The sequence below is a fragment of the Nocardiopsis synnemataformans genome, from assembly GCF_965343085.1.
Lineage (GTDB): Bacteria > Actinomycetota > Actinomycetes > Streptosporangiales > Streptosporangiaceae > Nocardiopsis > Nocardiopsis alborubida.
This window is the reverse complement of record NZ_CBDRFA010000026.1, coordinates 54,438-71,326: the sequence shown is the minus strand read 5'-3', so window position 1 is coordinate 71,326 and position 16,889 is coordinate 54,438. Positions and strand designations below refer to the sequence as shown.

Annotated in this window: 14 protein-coding genes; 11 read left to right on the top strand and 3 right to left on the bottom strand. The window is 70.3% G+C overall.

Going from position 1 to position 16,889, the window contains the following annotated elements; translation table 11 throughout:
- Window positions 1–189: 189 nt before the first annotated feature.
- Both ACSIH6_RS16855 and ACSIH6_RS16850 read right to left on the bottom strand, forming a co-directional pair.
- Window positions 190–1,116 (bottom strand): phosphotransferase enzyme family protein, encoded by a 927-nt coding sequence (locus ACSIH6_RS16855; RefSeq protein ID WP_435109252.1) that lies wholly within the window; start codon window positions 1,114–1,116, stop codon window positions 190–192.
- Window positions 1,113–2,474 carry an NsdA family TPR-like regulatory protein gene (locus ACSIH6_RS16850; RefSeq protein WP_488186000.1) on the bottom strand — a complete coding sequence of 454 codons (1,362 nt, stop codon included), beginning with the start codon at window positions 2,472–2,474 and terminating at the stop codon, window positions 1,113–1,115. Before ACSIH6_RS16850 ends, ACSIH6_RS16855 begins: the two co-directional genes overlap by 4 nt.
- Before the next feature lie 248 nt (window positions 2,475–2,722).
- Here ACSIH6_RS16850 and ACSIH6_RS16845 point away from each other — a divergent pair, with 248 nt between their 5' ends.
- Window positions 2,723–3,619 carry a phosphotransferase enzyme family protein gene (locus ACSIH6_RS16845; RefSeq protein WP_435109250.1) on the top strand — a complete coding sequence of 299 codons (897 nt, stop codon included), beginning with the start codon at window positions 2,723–2,725 and terminating at the stop codon, window positions 3,617–3,619.
- 1 nt (window position 3,620) lies between these two features.
- On the opposite strand, the gene ACSIH6_RS16840 is transcribed toward ACSIH6_RS16845, so the two are convergent.
- The gene (locus ACSIH6_RS16840; protein ID WP_435109249.1) at window positions 3,621–4,997 is read right to left on the bottom strand and encodes an NsdA family TPR-like regulatory protein; all 1,377 of its coding nucleotides are present in this window, start codon (window positions 4,995–4,997) and stop codon (window positions 3,621–3,623) included.
- 160 nt (window positions 4,998–5,157) lie between these two features.
- On the opposite strand from ACSIH6_RS16840, the gene ACSIH6_RS16835 reads away from it, so the two are divergent.
- The 10 genes from ACSIH6_RS16835 (at window position 5,158) to ACSIH6_RS16790 (ending at window position 16,703) form a co-directional block, all read left to right on the top strand.
- On the top strand, window positions 5,158–5,697 hold the full coding sequence (locus ACSIH6_RS16835; protein WP_435109248.1) for a roadblock/LC7 domain-containing protein: 540 nt from the start codon (window positions 5,158–5,160) through the stop codon (window positions 5,695–5,697).
- Window positions 5,694–6,551, top strand: coding sequence for a GTPase domain-containing protein (locus ACSIH6_RS16830; protein WP_435109247.1), 858 nt, complete (start codon window positions 5,694–5,696; stop codon window positions 6,549–6,551). The genes ACSIH6_RS16835 and ACSIH6_RS16830 overlap by 4 nt, the downstream gene beginning before the upstream one ends.
- Window positions 6,548–7,786 (top strand): NAD(P)/FAD-dependent oxidoreductase, encoded by a 1,239-nt coding sequence (locus tag ACSIH6_RS16825; protein ID WP_435109246.1) that lies wholly within the window; start codon window positions 6,548–6,550, stop codon window positions 7,784–7,786. Before ACSIH6_RS16830 ends, ACSIH6_RS16825 begins: the two co-directional genes overlap by 4 nt.
- A gap of 61 nt (window positions 7,787–7,847) precedes the next feature.
- Window positions 7,848–8,534, top strand: coding sequence for a methyltransferase domain-containing protein (locus ACSIH6_RS16820; protein WP_435109245.1), 687 nt, complete (start codon window positions 7,848–7,850; stop codon window positions 8,532–8,534).
- A complete protein-coding gene (locus ACSIH6_RS16815) occupies window positions 8,531–11,446 on the top strand; it encodes a type I polyketide synthase (protein WP_435109244.1) in 2,916 nt (971 codons plus the stop codon). The genes ACSIH6_RS16820 and ACSIH6_RS16815 overlap by 4 nt, the downstream gene beginning before the upstream one ends.
- 14 nt (window positions 11,447–11,460) lie before the next feature.
- On the top strand, window positions 11,461–13,926 hold the full coding sequence (locus tag ACSIH6_RS16810) for an acyltransferase domain-containing protein (protein WP_435109243.1): 2,466 nt from the start codon (window positions 11,461–11,463) through the stop codon (window positions 13,924–13,926).
- Window positions 13,927–14,059: 133 nt separating this feature from the next.
- A complete protein-coding gene (locus ACSIH6_RS16805; protein WP_435109242.1) occupies window positions 14,060–14,782 on the top strand; it encodes an HAD family hydrolase in 723 nt (240 codons plus the stop codon).
- 36 nt (window positions 14,783–14,818) lie between these two features.
- A complete protein-coding gene (locus ACSIH6_RS16800; RefSeq protein WP_435109241.1) occupies window positions 14,819–15,136 on the top strand; it encodes a WhiB family transcriptional regulator in 318 nt (105 codons plus the stop codon).
- A 319-nt stretch (window positions 15,137–15,455) separates the two neighbouring features.
- Window positions 15,456–15,746 carry a hypothetical protein gene (locus ACSIH6_RS16795; protein WP_435109240.1) on the top strand — a complete coding sequence of 97 codons (291 nt, stop codon included), beginning with the start codon at window positions 15,456–15,458 and terminating at the stop codon, window positions 15,744–15,746.
- 150 nt (window positions 15,747–15,896) lie between these two features.
- Window positions 15,897–16,703 carry an SAM-dependent methyltransferase gene (locus ACSIH6_RS16790; protein ID WP_435109239.1) on the top strand — a complete coding sequence of 269 codons (807 nt, stop codon included), beginning with the start codon at window positions 15,897–15,899 and terminating at the stop codon, window positions 16,701–16,703.
- The last annotated feature ends 186 nt before the right edge of the window (window positions 16,704–16,889 follow it).

Sequence of the window (16,889 nt, the reverse complement as noted above, 5' to 3'; positions counted from 1 at the left end):
GGGGAACTCCTGCAACGTCTGTTCCACGTTGTGGCGCAGGCGGCTCGCGACCGGGTCATTGCCGAACGCGACCGTAGCCGAGCTCAACTCCAGCAGGTCTTGACGTACATGTGCGGAGTGGACCGTGGTGGCGGCGTGCAAGAACGGCGCGAAGGCCGCACTTGTGCATGAAGGTCCACCGTCCGAGGGTTAGCGGTAGGTCTGCCACCTCACGGAGGCGTCCCCCGCGCGCAAGCTGGCGAACCGGTGTTCCCACTGGGGACGAATGGTCGGCTGGCTTCGCAGGATCGGCAGAACGCTCGTGACGAGCTTGAGCTCGCGTACCTGCCGCAGTACGTCGAATCCCGGCCAGGTGGTGACGTCGAACCCGTACTCCTGGACCAGCGGCGTGTGAGCGTCGTAGTCGTAGTCCATACGCAGTTTGCCCACCGCGACGGGGGCCAGGTCCCATTCGCGCGGTCCCCAGCACACGGAGTCCAGGTCGCAGATTACGGGGCCGTGGGGGCCGGGGATGAGGTTGCCCAGGAACGGGTCGCCGTGGATCACCCCTGGGGCAAGGACGTAGTCCAGGGTGTGGAGCTGCTCTTCCACTTGGGCGCACCGCTCCAGGAGCCAGTCACGGTCGTTGTCAGCGAGAGCTTCCGCGTCGGAGATGCGGGTCCGTACCTGGGTGAACGGTGACCACTGCGGAAGGGCGAACTCTGGGGTGGGGAGCTGGTGGATCTGGGAGAGGATCTGCCCTAGTCCTGCTCCGGTGGCCTGTGGTCCACTGTCTGGTACCAGGTGCCACAGGGTGGCAGCGTATCCGTCGGCGACCACCGGTTGGGCAACCTCTTCAAGAAGGCGGACCGCGGGTACCTCGTGCTGGGCGAACCACTGCGCGGTCGCGATGACTGTGTCGATGCGCTCACTCACTGCTCGCGATCCGGCGATCCGCACCACGACCGGAGCCGATGCGAGCCGGAAGACCGCGTTGTTGGTGAACTTGATCAGGTGAGCGTCGCGCGGGTCCAGGCCGGCTTGGGCACAGATCCCGGCCAAGACGGCGTGTAGGCGCTCCGGGGTGAGACCTTCGGTGGGAGCTGGGGCCTGGGCCGCTACATGGGAGGTACTCATGGTGAGCGCAGCCTAGCAATCGCTGTGGCCACCTCGGCGAGGTCGGAGTTCGAACGGTGCGTGTGCGCGGCCCGCCGAAGTGGCTCCAGGCGGTCCACCACGCGTGTGGAACGCAGCGTGGTGGCGGCATGGATCGCCCGGTGGGCCACGGTGATTCCTTCATCGGCGTCGCCGCCCATGATGTGGGCAGTGGCCAAGGCCGTCAGCTCGAAGGCCTGGCTACGGCTCATCTGTTGTCCGCGGACTGCTACTGCTCTGCGCAGGCGCGTGGTTGCTTCGTCGTAGGTGGCGGCGGTGGAGGGCAGGGCCGCGCAGGCCACTCCGGTCAGCGCGTCCAGGTCGGCCTCCTGAAAGAAACCGATCCAGGCCGGTGCCCGGTTGGGGTCGGCGCGAGCGAACTCGTCTTCGGCGCGTCCGAGGGATTGACGGGATCGTGCGACGTCCCCGGCTACCGCGTAGGCCCATCCCTCGTTGGCGCACAGCAGGGCCACGGTGAGTTGGCACCCGGAGTCTTGGGCGGCGATCTGTCCGAGTTGCAGGAAGCGCAGTGCTTCGGCCGGCATGTCTCGGTGCAGGTGCAGTCTTCCCATTCGGTAGAGGATGTTGGCGACCAGGGAGGGCTCACCAACGTGTTGGGCTTGTTCGAGGGCGCGGGAGAAGTAGCCGCGGGCGGCACGGTACTGACCGGCGTCGAAGCAAGTCCAGCCGGCAAGGTTGTGAAGATCGGCCAGAGCACGGTACATCTGGCGGCTGACCTGCGTAGACATCTGCATGCCCAGGAACTGTTGGGCATGGTGTAGATGTCCGATGATGGCGTCCAGGCACGCTCCTGACCCGAACTGATAGTCAGCGGCACGCAAGGCTTGGGTGACGGCTTCGATTTGCTGCACATCAGCGGTGGTGATGCGGCGCGGCAAGTTGCTGGGGGCGAACGCTGCCAGAGGGGCGGCCCAAGTACGTGGGTCGATGTCCCCGGCACCCACAGTGACCTGAGCGGCGTGAGCCAGGAGATCACGGACGTGCGTCCGCTCTTGTTCCAGGTCCATGCGGTCCACAGCCATCACCACAGGTTCGTGTTGGCGAAGGTCAGGCCGTGACGCATCGTGGGTACGTTCCCGGGCGCCGAGGCCTTCGAGAGCTGCTTGTGCGAGGTTGCGGTCGAGCGGGCGGCCGCGCTCAACCCGGCTGATGGTGCTCTGGTGAACACCGCACATCCGCGCGAGGGCCCACTGCTTCAAGGCGGGTACGCGTCGCCGTAGCTGACGGATGACCTCGGCGGCGTCTGCCTCAGCCACAGCGCATGACACTTGGGGCTCATCCCAGAACCAGTCGGGAACACAGGTGCAACCAGTCACCATGGTGCTGCGGCTACGGCCACAGTTAGCGCACGTCATTCGATCAGGCTCCGCAGGGGGTTCGGTGGCGGAACGTCGCCAATCAGAACGAAAGTTGGGCAAACAAGGCAATCGCAAGCTCCCTCTGGGAAAGGGAGGGCTGAGAGACGTTGATATCACGTCCAGTGTTCCCTTCTGATGCGCAATCCCATAAACGGATCAACGGCGCGGATCACCCTTCCCGGATACGGCAGCGGCCCTACAGTGACAGGGTGGACGCTCCTTCTTCGCCCGATCTCACAGCCGGCTTCGCTCTCAGCCTCGCCGCGCGGGCAGCCGAGATGCTGGGATGTTCCTCCCAAGGTGCAACAGTGCTCGGCCCGGTGGGAGACAACGCCACCGTGCTCCTGCCCCAGGAACGGACGGTGTTGCGCATCAGCGCCGCCTCCCAGTACGACCGTGCGTGTCAGGAGCTGCGTCTGGCGCGATGGCTGACCGAATCCGGCATCCCCGTCACCCAGCCCATCAGCGGTGCTGGCCCGCTGCGGTGTGAGGGGTGGGTGGTGACCGCTTGGCGGGAGATCACCGGGCTGCGTCCGGCGAGCACCGAGGTGATTGGTGCGGTCTTGGGCCGATTGCACCAACTGCAGGAGCCGCAGTTCGGATTGCCCGAGCTCGATCCGTTGGAAGGAGTGGAGGGTTACCTACATGTCAGCGACCTACCCCAGAGCGACCTGTGCTTTCTTCGACAGACACTGGTGGAGCTGCGCCAGGCATGGGGAAGGCTGGAGTCCGCACTGCCGGTGGGGCCGGTGCACGGTGACGCCCACCGCAAGAACATCGTCCAAGACAGTGCCGGGCATCCGGTAGTGCTGGACCTGGAACGGTTCAGCATGGGCATGCGCGAGTGGGATCTGGTGATCGCTGCGGTGTACGAGCGCCTGGGCTGGTTCAGCCCAGGCGAGTATGCCCGGTTCATCGACGCCTATGGGTGGGACGTACGCACCTGGGAAGGGTTCGAGACCTTGGTTGCGGTGCGGGAGCTGCGGATGACAGCGTGGTTGTGCGCCCGCACCAGGCGCGAACCGCGCTTGTTGCCCGAGGCCCGGCGCCGGGTGGCTTCGCTCCGCTCCCCTGAGGGCTCACGCGATTGGCGTCCTGGGGTGTGAATCAGGAGCTGAGAGTGCGCTCGGTGACATGGTCGCGGAACTCGCGAACCGCCGGCGTTCGGGCGTAGGGCTCCAGTTGCTTCTGGAACCGGTCGAGGTAGGCCTTGACCCGTGCGGACCGCAACCGTCCGGCCTCGTTGAGGACGCGGGTGGCGGTGGCACAGGCCGTTTCTAGGTCGGGGCCGCCCGGGCGCATCAGGTGGGCACCAGCGTGGATGAGACCGGCGAAGGTACGGCTGCGGCGGAAGGCGGCGGGCGCGAGGTCCACGGATTGGCAGGCGTGCTCGGCCGCTAGGGCTCCGTGGCCCAGGTCGTGGAAGCAGTGGGCGAGTTCGTCGGAAAGTTCGGAGGCGTCGAAGTAGGACATCCACGGCGGCTCTTCGTCTTGGTGGATGCGGGAGAAGGCGGTCTCCATCTCCTGTAGAGCGCGCGAGCAGGCGCGCTCTTCGCCGAGAGAAGCGAGGGCTCGGGCTTCCATGGCGGCGAGCATGGCCTGGATGGCGGGGGTGCTGTGCCCTTGGGTGCCGGTTTTGGCAGTGCGGGCGAAGTCGACCGCGGTTCGGTATTCGCCGAGGAAGTTGGCCTGATGGCTCAACAGGGCCAGAGCCTTGGCTCCCAGGAGCCGGTTCGAGGCCAGATGTGCCAGGTTCAGTGATTGCAGAAAGTAGCGCCGTCCCAGGGCGTGCAGTCCGGCGTCGTAGGCCATGGCACCGACCTTGGCAGCGAATCTGGCCGCCGCGCTGAACAGGGAGCGGCCGATTTCGGGGGTGAAGTTACCGTGCAGGAGAGGTGTGACCTCGCTGTTGAGGTACTGGACCGCGGCCGTGCGCGCGTGCCCCCCTCCGAACTCGTGGTCCAGGGCTTCGAACAGGTCACAAGCACGGGTGATCGCTAGGACGTCGTCGGCTCCCACACTCAACGGCGCCTGGTCGTTGGCCTCGAGTAGGGCGGGAGGGGCCACGATCCAGCGCAGCACAGGGGCGCTGAGGTGGTCGGCGGGGGGCAGAGCCCAGGTGAGGGGGTCTTCGTGGTGCAGGTCGGCGCGCCAGAGCCGGTGTGCACTGGTCACAGCGCTGCGGCTGGACTCGGTGAAGAGCTCAACATCCACCAGGGTTGCTGTGTCGGGGCTCTGCGCGGACGGGGTTGGCTCCTGTACCGCGGACAGGGCTGCCTGGCCGGGGGTGGGGGCTCCCAATCCATGCAGTACACCGTGGACCACGTCGGGATCGGTGAGAGGGCGGCCCTGGCCAGCGCGGCTGATGGTGCTCTGGTGAACACCGCACATCCGAGCGATCGCCCACTGTGTCAGGCTCGGTATGCGGCGCCGTAGCTGGCGGATCACCTCCCCGGCGTCGGCGCTCTCCACCGCACGGGCCACTGCGGGCTCGTCCCAAAACCACACGGGAACGCATGCGCATCCTCGTGTGCCATCACCACGGGACCGTCCGCAGTTGCCGCAGATCATCACCCGGTTCACCTGGGCTTTCGTGCTCATAAAGGGGGTGGTATGACGGAAGCTCCCGCGTGCATACCCGTTTATGCACAGGGCATCTCAGAATATGCACAGATGCATAGACCTGGGCATAGCTTTATGCACATGCGCGCGCAACAGTGGCCTCATGACACCTCGGAACAGCCCCTCTACCCAAGGGGATGACACCGGCAGCGACCCCCTGCCCGAGCTGTTGTCCTCGTTTGTCCACCACCATCCCGGTGTGGAAGGTGCTCTGGTTTTCACGCGCGATGGCCTTATTCGTGCCTTTTCGTCCACCATGCCGTTGGAGGACGCGGAGCGGTGGGCGGCGATCGCCAGCCAGCTGTTCTCCATGGCGGGCAGTTTCGCCCGCTACGCACAGCGCGGCACGGTGGAACAGCTGCTGCTGCGTATGAGCGACGCGTTCCTGCTGGTACTGGAAGCAACACCTGCCAGCGGCCTGGTCCTACTCGCCAGCCGCGACACCCAGTTGAAGCAGGCCGCCTTCGACGCGACCCGGCTCGTGGAGAACCTGCAGGATGCTCTGCCCCAGGAACTGTCGTCGAAGGTGGGGGCACCGTTGCTCACCGGAGTGGCCGCATGAACTCTCTTCTCCAAGCGCCTGAAGTTCCGCGCCAGAGCGTGCAGATCCGCTGCCCCCAGGTGCAGGTGATGGTGCACTCGATCGTTGCTCGCATGCCCCGCTCGACGCCGCCTGGTCCGGGCAGCGCCGAGTTGGTCCGCCGTGTCTACGACGCCTGCGCCCAGATCGGTCGCCCGCTCTCAGTCGGAGAACTCGCCGAGCAACTCGCCTGCCCGCCCGCGGTGGTCGGGGTCGCGGTCAGCGACCTGATCCACCAGCACCGCCTGTGCCTGTACACCGGATCCCACCAGCGTCGCACGGGCCCTGGCCGGTACGTGCTAGAGCGGTTGCGCGACCGGCTGCGTGAGCGCGCCCCCTACAGCGCCGACACCGTCAAGTTCGTCGTGGTTGGTGAGGACGACCGCGACGTCACCACCTTTCTCACCCACATCAGCGGTGAGCACCCCTTTCCTGTGAGTTCCCAGGAAGGACGCACCGAGGTCGAGGGCGTGGTGAGCCGCATCGACGCCGACCTGTACCTGGCCGTGTTGGGTGTGCATCAGGTACAGGTGCTGCGCGAGCAATGGCCCGACCTGATGCGCGAAGCCGACGGCGCCCTGCTGCTCACCCGCTCTGATGAGCTGGCCCGCTCACGCTCAGCGGCCCGGCTGCTGGCCAACCAGGCGTCGGTTCCCTACATCACCGTCGTGCACCTGGCCGACGAGGACGACCTCGACTCTCCCCGGGTGCACGAGGAACTGCAGTTGGAGGAGATGGTGCCCGTGGTCATGGTCGACATCCACTCCCCCGCCTCGGCGACCACCGCGCTGGCCGACCTGTGCACCTGGGCCCTGGACGAAGGAGAGCGCCGATGACCCGCATCATGGTCGCCGGCTCCGGCCACGCCGGGTTGGGCGTGGCCACCGGCCTACTCGCCGCCGGGGTGGACGTGGACGTGTTCACCACCCACACCACCGAGGAACTCCTGGGCGGCCACCCGCGGCTGACCCAGCTGACCTTCCCCACCGTGCACGCGGCGGAGAAGAAGGCGGGCCTGGACCTGTGGGAGCAGATCTCCCCGGTCTTTTCCACCATCGGCTTCACCGTGGCTCCGGGGCAGGGCGAGACGCAGTCATTCGTGGGCCACCAGCGCCAGTTGGGCACGGCCGTGGACCACCGGGCCAAGACTGCGTACTGGCTGCAGGAGGTCGAGCGCCGCAAGGGCCGCATCCACGTCAAGACCGTCACCCGCGAGGACCTGTTCTGGTTCGCCAACAGCGGCATGTATGACCTGGCCATCGTCGCCACCGGCGACAGCGACCCGCATCTGGCACCGCTGTTTCCCGCCCAGCCTCAAGAGCGCCCGGCCACCGTGCGCGCCGTTATCCAGGCCCACTTCGAGGGTTCTCCGCCGGGCCCGGACGTGCAGGTGACCACCACCCCGGGCGGGGAAATCTTCTGCTATCCGGTGCTGACCGCGAACGGGTCGGCCACCTACCCGGAGGTCTACCCGGGCACCGCGGTGCAGATCTACGCGCGCGCTGGCGGCCCGCTGGACCCGGCCACCGAGAACATCGAACCGGGACAACGCCCGGAGAACCTGCAGCGGATCGGGGACTTCGCCCACCAGGTTCTGGCCACCTACACCCCCGAACTGGCCGAATGGTGTGCCGGGGCCGACCTGGTCCCGCGCTCCCAGCTGCTGCGGTACGTGCACCCGGTGGTGCGCCAGCCCGTCGTCACCGTAGGCACCACCCCCGTGCTCGGGGTCGGTGACGCGGTGCTGACGGTGGACCCGACCTCGGGCCAGGGCGCCAACGCCTCCACGCTCGCGGCCACCACCGTGGTCGACAAGATCACCGAACGCCTGGCTCAGGGCGGTGCGCTCGCCGACACGCACTTCCTCACCTCGGCCTACGGCGCCTACTACGCCTCCCACGGTCGCTACACCAGCGTGTTCAACAGCCTGGTCACCGACTTCTGGAGCGGTACGCTCCCGCCCCACATGGGCGAGAGGTTCGGCCGCAACTTCGCCGACCAGGCGCAGGCCGACCGCATGGTCGTGGGCTGGGACGACCCCTCCACCCTGGGGTGGCTGCTCAACCCCTAACCCCCCGCCATCACCCTTTTCCATCCCTAGAGCGGCCGAGCCGCCGATTCGAGGTACCCCCATGCCCAAAACACCCCCCGCCACCACCAACGAGGCCAACCCCAGCGTCTACAACCGCCTGGTCATGGTCGTCGTCTACACCATCTGGGTCCACGGGATCTGCCACCCCCTGGCCTGGGGCATCTCCAACCGGTGGATCCGCCACGCCTACCGCGTCTGGTCCGGCCCGGTGCACCTGACCATCGGCCCCGGCAACGGCCGCTTCCTGCGCCACCTGCCCGCGCGGGTGCGGGTGCTGCACCTGATGGACCTCAACCCGCAGTGCCTGGCCATGGGGGCGCGCGTGGCCCGCCGTCGCAGCCGGGTTCTGCACGCCCACTTGCAGGACCTGCTCGCGCAGTGGAAGGACCTGCCCGACAACAGCGTGAACAGCATCGACATCATGATGGTGCTGCACTGCCTGCGCGGGGCGTCCTTCGCCGCCAAGGCCGCGTTCATCGCCGAGGCCTACCGGGTCCTGCAGACGGGCGGGGTGCTGTTCGGCGCCACCATCGTCGCCTCCGGCACCGGGGTGCGGGTCAACCGCTTCGCCCGCCTGCTCATGGGCGTCTACAACGGCGCCAAGAACGTCTTCTGCAACGCCGGGGACACCTCCGACGAGCTCTTGGCCCAGCTGCGGATCCACTTCCCCGACGTGGACTTCCAGGTGCAGGGCTGCACCGCGACCTTCGTGGCGGTGAAGCGATGAACACCTCCACACACCCCGAGGTGCCCGAGTCAGCGGTGGCCGTGGTCGGCATGTCCTGCCGCCTGCCCGGCCACATCCGCTCCCCGCACGCGCTCTGGGACGCGCTGCTCGATGGTCGGGACCTGGTCACCGACCACGCCGAAGACCACCCGCGCGCCGACATCCTGCCCGCGGCCGTCCTCACCGACGACGAACAGGGCTTCGACGCCACCCACTTCGGCCTCTCGCCTACTGAGGTGGCGGCGATGGACCCCCAGCAGCAGATGCTGCTGGAGCTGGTGGATGAGGCCTTCCAGGACGCCGGTATGGCCCTGGCCGACTGGCGCGGGAAGCGGGTGGGGCTGTGGGTGGGCTCCTCCTGCCTGGACCAGGCCCTGCTGCGGCTGGGCCCCGGCCAGGGCGGCACCATGGTCGACACCGCCGGCGCCCTGCCCTCCATGCTCGCCAACCGCATCTGCCGCCACCCCCACTTCAACTGGACGGGCCCGTCCGAGGTCATCGACACCGCCTGCTCGGCGTCGCTGGTCGCCGCGCACCGTGCCCGCCAGGCGCTGGTGTGCGGCGAGGTGGACCTGGCCGTGGTGGGCACTGCCAACACGCTGCGCCTGGACACCCACACCCGCATGTTCGCCCGCTCCGGGGTGCTCTCCGATGACGGGCGTGTGCACCCCTTCGACCGGCGCGGCACGGGGTTCGTGCGCGGTGAGGGCGCCGGGGCGGTGGTGCTGCAGCGCGCCGCCGACACCTCCGCCACCGGAACGCGCCCGCGCGCGCTGGTGGTGGGCAGCCTGACCAACTGCGACGGTGCCGGGGCCCCGATCGGCACCCCTAACGTCGCCGGGCAGGTGGACCTGCTCACCCGCGCCTACGCCCAGGCCGGGCTGGACCCACGAGACGTGGACTACGTCGAGCCCCACGCCACCGGCACCGCGGTCGGCGACGCGGCCGAGTCCCGCGCTCTGGGCAAGGTGCTGGGCCGGGCCCGTGATGAGGACGATCCGCTGCTGGTGGGCGCGGTCAAGCCGAACGTGGGCCACCTGGAGGGCGGTGCGGGCCTCGTCGCGCTGATCAAGGTCGTCCTGTGTCTGGAACACCAGGTCATCCCACCCGTCATCCACCACACCACCCCGCTGCCGGTACTGCGCCGGATGGGAGTGGCCGTGCCCACCACGGCCCGCCCCTGGCCCCTCCGCGGGCACACCCCGACCGCGGGGGTGTCGGCGTTCGGGTTCGGCGGCACCAACGCCCACCTGATCCTCCAGCAGGCGCCCGCTTCGGGCGCTGAGGCCGAACTCACCGACGGGGCCGACCGCTCGCACGTCGTGCCGGTCTCGGCCAGCAGCCCTGCGGCGCTGCGCCAGACCGCGGCCACCTGGTCGGCAGCCGTGCAGGACGAGGTGGCGGTGCGGGAGGTAGCGGCCACCGCCGCGCACCGGCGCGACCACCACACTGGGGCGCGCGCGGCCGTGGTCGCCTCCATCCCACCCCTGGTGCGCTCCGGACTGGACGCCCTGGCCCAGGGCCACACCCACCTGTGCCTGGCCGGACCCCGCCAGCCGGTGCACAAGCCGTTGGTGGTGTTCGTCTACCCCGGCCACGGCGCCCACCCCAGCACCCCGGCCGGCCCCCACGGCATGAGGGCGGAGCCGGTGTTCACCGACGCTCTGCTGCAGGCGCGCACGGCCCTGCTCGTCGAGCGGCTGGAGATCGATCCCGCACCCGGACTGGCGCGGATACAGCCCTCCCAGTGGGCATGGCAGGTGGCCGCCACCGCCCTGCTGGGGTCGTGGGGCATCACCCCGGACGTGGTGGTGGGCCACTCCCTGGGTGAGATCGCCGCCGCCCACACCGCCGGGGTGCTGAGCCTGAAGGACGCCGCCCTGGTGGTGGCCCAGCGCAGCCGCCTACTGGAACAGACCGCCAGCAACGGAGAGCTGTTGGCCACCTCGTTGGATCCGGTGCGAGCGCACGAGCTGGTGCGGTCCTGGCCCCGTGTGGCGGTAGCCTCGATCAACGCGTCCCACGCCACCGTCCTGTCCGGCCCGGTCTCCGATCTGGCCGCGGTCAACGACCACCTCACCACACAGGGGGTGTGGACGCGCCGCATCGCCGACGCCCCGCCCGCACACGGCCCTCTGGTGGCCGAGCAAGCCCAGCAGCTGCCCGACCTGGTGAAGTCCATCCGGGCGCGCCCGGCCAGGACGGCGCTGTGGTCCACTGCCACCGCCGCCCGCGTGCAGGGACAGGAGATGGACGCCGCCTACTGGGGACGCCAACTGCGCTCTCCGGTACTGCTGCACCAGGTCATGCGCCACCTGGCCGAACAGGAACGGCCCATCGTCGTGGTCGAGATCGGTGCCCGATCGGTGTTGGCCGGCGCGCTGGCCGCCACCCTGTCCCAGGCCCAGCGCCGCTACGAGGTCGACCCACCCCTGGTCACCACGGCCGGCCCCCACGCCCCGCGCGAGAACTTCCTGACCGCGCTGGCGCACCTGTACACCTTTGGTCTCAACCCGACCTGGCCCACACCCCGAACCGCGTCCGCTGTGCGGTTGCCGTTGCGGGCCTGGACCCACCAGGACCCCAGCGCGCCCCCGGCGTCGGCTGAGGCGGTTCGGTTGGGTCCGCTGGATCCCGACCAGGCGCGCACGGTCATCGCTGAACAGGTCCTCGCGCTGGTCCGAGGTCTGGTGCCCCAGGGCGGGCCGGACCTGACCGCGGGCACCGTGCTGGCCGAGGTGGGGCTGGAGTCCCTGGCGCGGGCGCACCTGCACACCCAGCTCATCGCCCGCCTGCCCGACCTGGCGGGCCTACCGGCCGCGGCCGTGCACCGGGCCACCACCACGGGCGAGCTCATCGACGCGGTGATCGAACACTGGTCGCCCTCCCACACCCACCTGTCCACCTCCTGAACCGGAAGAACGAGATGACATCCCGGGTCCAGCAGCAGACCGCCACCAACGCGGCGCTCATCGGCATGAGCTGCCGCCTGCCCGGCGCGAGCACCCCGGCCCAGCTGTGGCGGCTGCTGCTGGACCCCACCCAGGCCCACCAACCGGGGGTGGCGCACGGGCCCATCACCGCCGAGCTGCTGCGCCAAGTGGTCGCCGAAGCGCTGGCCGATGCCTCCCTGCCCACCCGCACGCTGAAGGGCTCCCCCACCGGGGTGTACGTGTGCACCCACCCCGACTCCTACGCCGACCCCGATCTGGCCGGGTCCCTGCGCGACTATCTGGGTCTGGCCGGGCAGGCGCGCACCGCCTCCGAGGCCACCGCCGTGGCCCTGCTCCACCAGGCCCACTACGACCTGCGCGTCCACGCCGTGGACCGGGCCATCGTCGTCGCCCTCGACGAACGCGACGACCTCACCCGCGCGATCGCGCTGGTGTTCACCGCCACGCCCCTGGTCGCTCGGCACCGGGCCTACGCCCACATCACCGGCACGTGGAACACCGCCACCCCGCTCCAGGACGGTGGGCACGTGCAGGTGATCAGCCACGCCCTGTACCAGGCCCGGCACGGCTTCGACCGGGTGTGGTTCTGGCACTCCCCCACCACCGACCCCCTGCTTCCCGGTTCGGCCGTCCTGGCCTCCGACCAGCGCGGGCGCCGCCCCCAGCTGTGCGCCCTGCCCGAAGCACTGGCCGTCCCGGGCAGCGTGTCCGGTCTGGTCTCGGTGGCGGCCACAGCGCTGGCTCTGCACCACCGCGGTCTGCCCGTTCCCGACGGCGCGGTCGACGGCGCCGTGCCCCCTCCTTTCGACCCCTGTGAGGTGCATGTGGCCGGGTCCTACGACAACTCTGCCCCGCGGCTGTCCGCGACCGTGCTCACCAGCGCGCCCCGCCTGCCTCTGCCCGCCCACCACGATCCGGTGTCTCTGCCTCAGATGTGTCCCGTCTCTGCCTCCTCCCTGACCGCCCTGACCCAGGCCGCCCGTGCGTGCGCCGAAACCACCCCAGCCGCCGGCAACATGGCCGCGCTGGCCGACACCGCCCTGGAGCACACCGACCACCACCCCCTGCGCGCGGCCGTGGTCTCCGACAATCTCGGTGAGGCGATGCAAGGCTTCCGCTCGATCGAGGATGGCGCTCCCAACCACCACGTGATCGGCCCGCGTGCGGTACCTGCGGTGCCGCCGCGGCTGGTCTACGTCCTGACCGGACTGGCGGACGTGCATCCCAACGCTGGCACCGAGCTCATGCGGCTGAGCGAGTACGCCGAGGCGGTGGAGGAGGGGCGCGCGGCGCTGGCCGAGCACACCAACGCGCCGGTGTGGGGCCCAGGTGAGCGCATGACCACGGTGCAGCACCGCCACCAGGCCACCTTCCTCACCCAGCTGGCGCTCACCGCGGCCTGGCAGGCGCGCGGCCTGGTTCCGGACGCGGTGGTGGGGTGCGGCGCCGGGGAACCGGCCGCCGCCGTGGTGGCCGGGGCGCTGTCGGTGCGCGATGCCGCCCGGGTCGTGGTGGCGCGCAGCACTGCCTTGGCCAGCCTGTCCGCAGCCTCGGTGCTGCTGGTGTACGCCTCGCGGGAAACGGTCGCGTCCCTGCTCGCTCCGGTGCGCGCGCGGGTCCATGTGGCGCTGCATCTGCATGCACAGGCCTGGTGTCTGGCCGGTCCCGCTACCGAACTGACCGCGCTGGCGCACACGCTCCAGAGCCGGGGCGATCACGCTCGGCTGCTGCGGGGGGATGCGGCCCACACTCCGGCCGCTGTGGGGCTCGGCCCTCGGTTGCGGCAGGCACTGCGCGGGCTGCGCCCCCGCCCGGCCGACCGAGCCCACCTGGTCACCGCGACCCCGCGCCCAGCCGGACGCCCCCTGTTGGACGCCGCCTACTGGGCCAGCCAGGTCGCCACTCCCGCGCACCTGGGCGCGGCACTGGGCCTGGCCACCGAGGCCGAGCGCCCCAGCCTGCTGGTGGAGGTCGCCGCCCGGCCCACCCTGTCCCGCGCCGTGCTGGACACCGTCGCAGCCCGCCACGACGTCGTCTCGCTGACATGCGACCCGCGCCAGGTGGCGCACGCCCTCGGCGAGCTCTACACCCGCGGGCACACGCCCCAGCCCGCGCACAGCCGCGCCAACGCCCACCTCGTCCTGCCCCCCGCATCCGGCGCAGCCGACGAAGCCGCTCCACTCCTGGGCGCGCCCGCCCCCGAGCACACGCAGGACCACCTGATGGACCTGGTCAGCCGCATCGCCGACGCCGACGGAACGGTCACCCCGGCCCGTACCTGGGCCGGGCTGGAGCTGGGCGAATACGACCTGGTGCGGCTGGTCTGTGACCTACGCCAAGTCTCGGCCTGGCGTGATCTGACCACCGCCGACCTGGACCCACACCAGCCGCTGGCGGTGTGGGCCAAGGGCTTGGCCACCCGCCTGGAGGCGGCGTGAGAACACCCCTGACCACCTCTGAGAGGGCGCTGACCGTTCTCCCGTGACCCCGGACGGCGCCCCGGGTGTCCTCGCCCCGACGTGGGATCCCGGGGCGAGGACACCCACCACCCACTCCCGCTGGAGGTAGACCATGACCCGGCCCCTGGCCGTGACCACGCTCGTGGTCGGCTACGACCGCACCCTGAGCGCAGAGACCGACCACGCCTACCGGCCGCACGGCGGCCACCTGCGCGCGGTGCTGGCCGCGCACGACGTGGACCTGCCCGCCCAGGTGCTCTCCGACTACGACCAGCACCTGGTCATCTGGCAGCGCCTGGCCCACGCCACCGCTCTCACCGACCTGATCGACCTGGTGTTCACCCGCCACGGCATCGACTGCCCCCTGCCGGTCGCGGAGCTGGCGGTGCAGGTGTGGGAGCGGGCCGGGGACGCCCCGGTCACCCCGCAGGCCGCCTACCTGCTCGCCCGGCTGGCCGAGCAGGGCTACCAGGTGCTGGTGGCGACCAACACCTGCCGCCCCCACACCCAGCGCGCCAAGTCGGTGGCTGACGCCGGGCTGGGTGACCTGCCCCTGATCACCTCCAGCCAGCTCGGCGTGGCCGCCCCCGACCCGGCGTTCTACGAGCACGTCCTGCGCCGCTGCTCCTCGGCGCCGTCGCGGGTGGCGTGGGTGGGCGCCGACCCCATGCACGACGTGGCCGGGCCCCGCGCCCACGGCATGCACGCCGTAGCCCGCCTACCCGCGGACGCCACCGCCGAGCGCCAGCAGGCGATGCGCTGCGGCGCCCACACGGTCCTGGCCGACCTGGCTGAGCTGCCCGACCTGCTCCTGCCGCTCCCGGCACGCCCCTAACCCCCGAGCCCCTTCTCCCCCAGGATCTGGACAGCCATGGACGCACCCTTCACCGCAGAGGCCAAGTGCAAGGACCTAGACCCCGACGCCCTGTTCGTGCGGGGAGCACGCCAACACGACCTCAAGCCCATGTGCCGCAGATGCCCCGTGCAGACCGACTGCCTAGCCGAGGCGCTAGACGGGCGGGTCGAGTTCGGTGTGTGGGGCGGGATGACCGAGCGCGAGCGCCGCGCCCTGCTGCGCCGCCGCCCCGAGGTGACCAGCTGGCAGAACCTGCTGGAGAGGGCACGGTCGGCCTACGAGCAGACCCACCCGGCCCAGACCCGCAGTCCGCTCTCCGCCACCGCTGTCTGAGAGGAGCCGTAGCCGTGACGCCGCGCCCTACCGCCAGGACCCATGTTCGCCGCGTTCCCTCCCGGGGGAGCGCACGCTCGATGCCGACCAGTACCACCACGCCGAAGACCTGGGTGCTGAGTACCCGCACTGGTGGATCCTGTGGGCTCCCTACCTCGCTTTCTTCCTCGGTCCCCACCCCGTGGGCCCGGTGGACGCTGGCACGGTCGAGGAGCTGCGCGAGCAGTTGGCGCGCGCTGAGCACCAAGCTGCCCTACCGCCCGCGGCTGTGTGGCGCTCGGGCCCACAACAACCGCTCGTCGAGGGTGGGTGAGTGGTGATGGCGGGCTTCAACCAACCCCAACGGCACCCCACAACCCCACTGGCCTCCGCCGCCTACCGAGCCGGACTGACCCTGCACCAGGACGGCGGCCAGTTGTTCTTGTCGCGGTTCGGACACCACGTGCGCATCCGCCCGATCGCGGGCCAGTGGTGGATCGACGCTCCCGACGCCCCGAGCAGTAAGGCTGTTGGCCCGATCGAGGACGAGGACGCGCTCATGGTCGCCGCCTCTGAAGCGCTCGCCGCCGCCAGCGCGCGTTCGCGCCAGTCGCTGGTACAGGGCCGGTGACCCCATGACCACGCATCCTGCGCCCGCATCTGGGAGCGCCCATGACCGCCGCGCGGCGGCCCACCAACCTGCCCCGCGCACCTGCCGAGCCGTCCTGGAGGATGCGCGCACGGTGTGGGGCCGCCCTGGCTACGCCGAGGCGGCGCCCCGGTGAACGCGCACACAGCCGACCCCGAGACCTGCAGCGTCGCCGAGGTACAGGCAGCGCTGCTTGGCGCCTCCACCACACCACGCGCCGAGGCCTACGCCCGCATGATGCACCAAGTGGTGCCGCGGGCATGGGGCCTGGCCCATGCCGGACGCGACTGGGTCGGCGCCCTCCTGACCCAGCTCCGCCCCTGGGGCCTGACCCAGGTCGCTGATCTGGGGTGCGGGATGCCCCGCCGCACTCCGGGGACCGCGTCGCACCCGGTCGACACCCACGAGTACGCGCTCGCGGTTCGGATGCGCCGGTGCGCCTACCTGGACATCGACCCAGCTGTGGTCGAACACCGCCGCGCAGGGCTCGCCTCCTACCAGGGCGGCGCCGCACTGGCAGATCTCACCGATCCTGCCCAGGTGCGGGCCGGGCTGGCCGCCTGCGGCATCGACCCGCATCAGCCAACTGCGCTCATCCTGGGATGGGTGCTGGCCCTGCTCGACGACGGTCAGGCGCTCGGCGTGCTGGCTTCCCTGCCCACCCTGGTGGCCCCCGACAGCTACGTGGCCGTGTCCCACCCCAGCGGATATGGACTGTGGTCAGCGCAGATGACCCGCACCACCGGCGCGCGCGTGCAGCCCCGTTCCACCCAAGACCTGCTCGATTTGATGGTGCGAGCTGGGCTGGCCCCACACCAGGGGCCCACCCCCGTGGCGGCCTGGCCAACGCCCGCCTGCCCAACCCCGGGCACCGACGTGCTGTGCGCCCTAGCCCGTATCCGCCCACCCACTGTGGCTGTCGGTGGGAGCGACCGATGATGCCCACCCTGCCTCTACCCCGTCGCGCTGTTGACGGCGGGCCACTGCGGTCCTGCGCTCGGATTCGTGTGAGGGCGCCGCCCCCGGCCCTGTGCCCCCTGTTGGCCACACGCCCTCTTTCCTGGCTCGACGGTCCCGCTCGGTGCCGTTTGCTTTCACTCACACGCATCGCAGAAATGGTTCGAT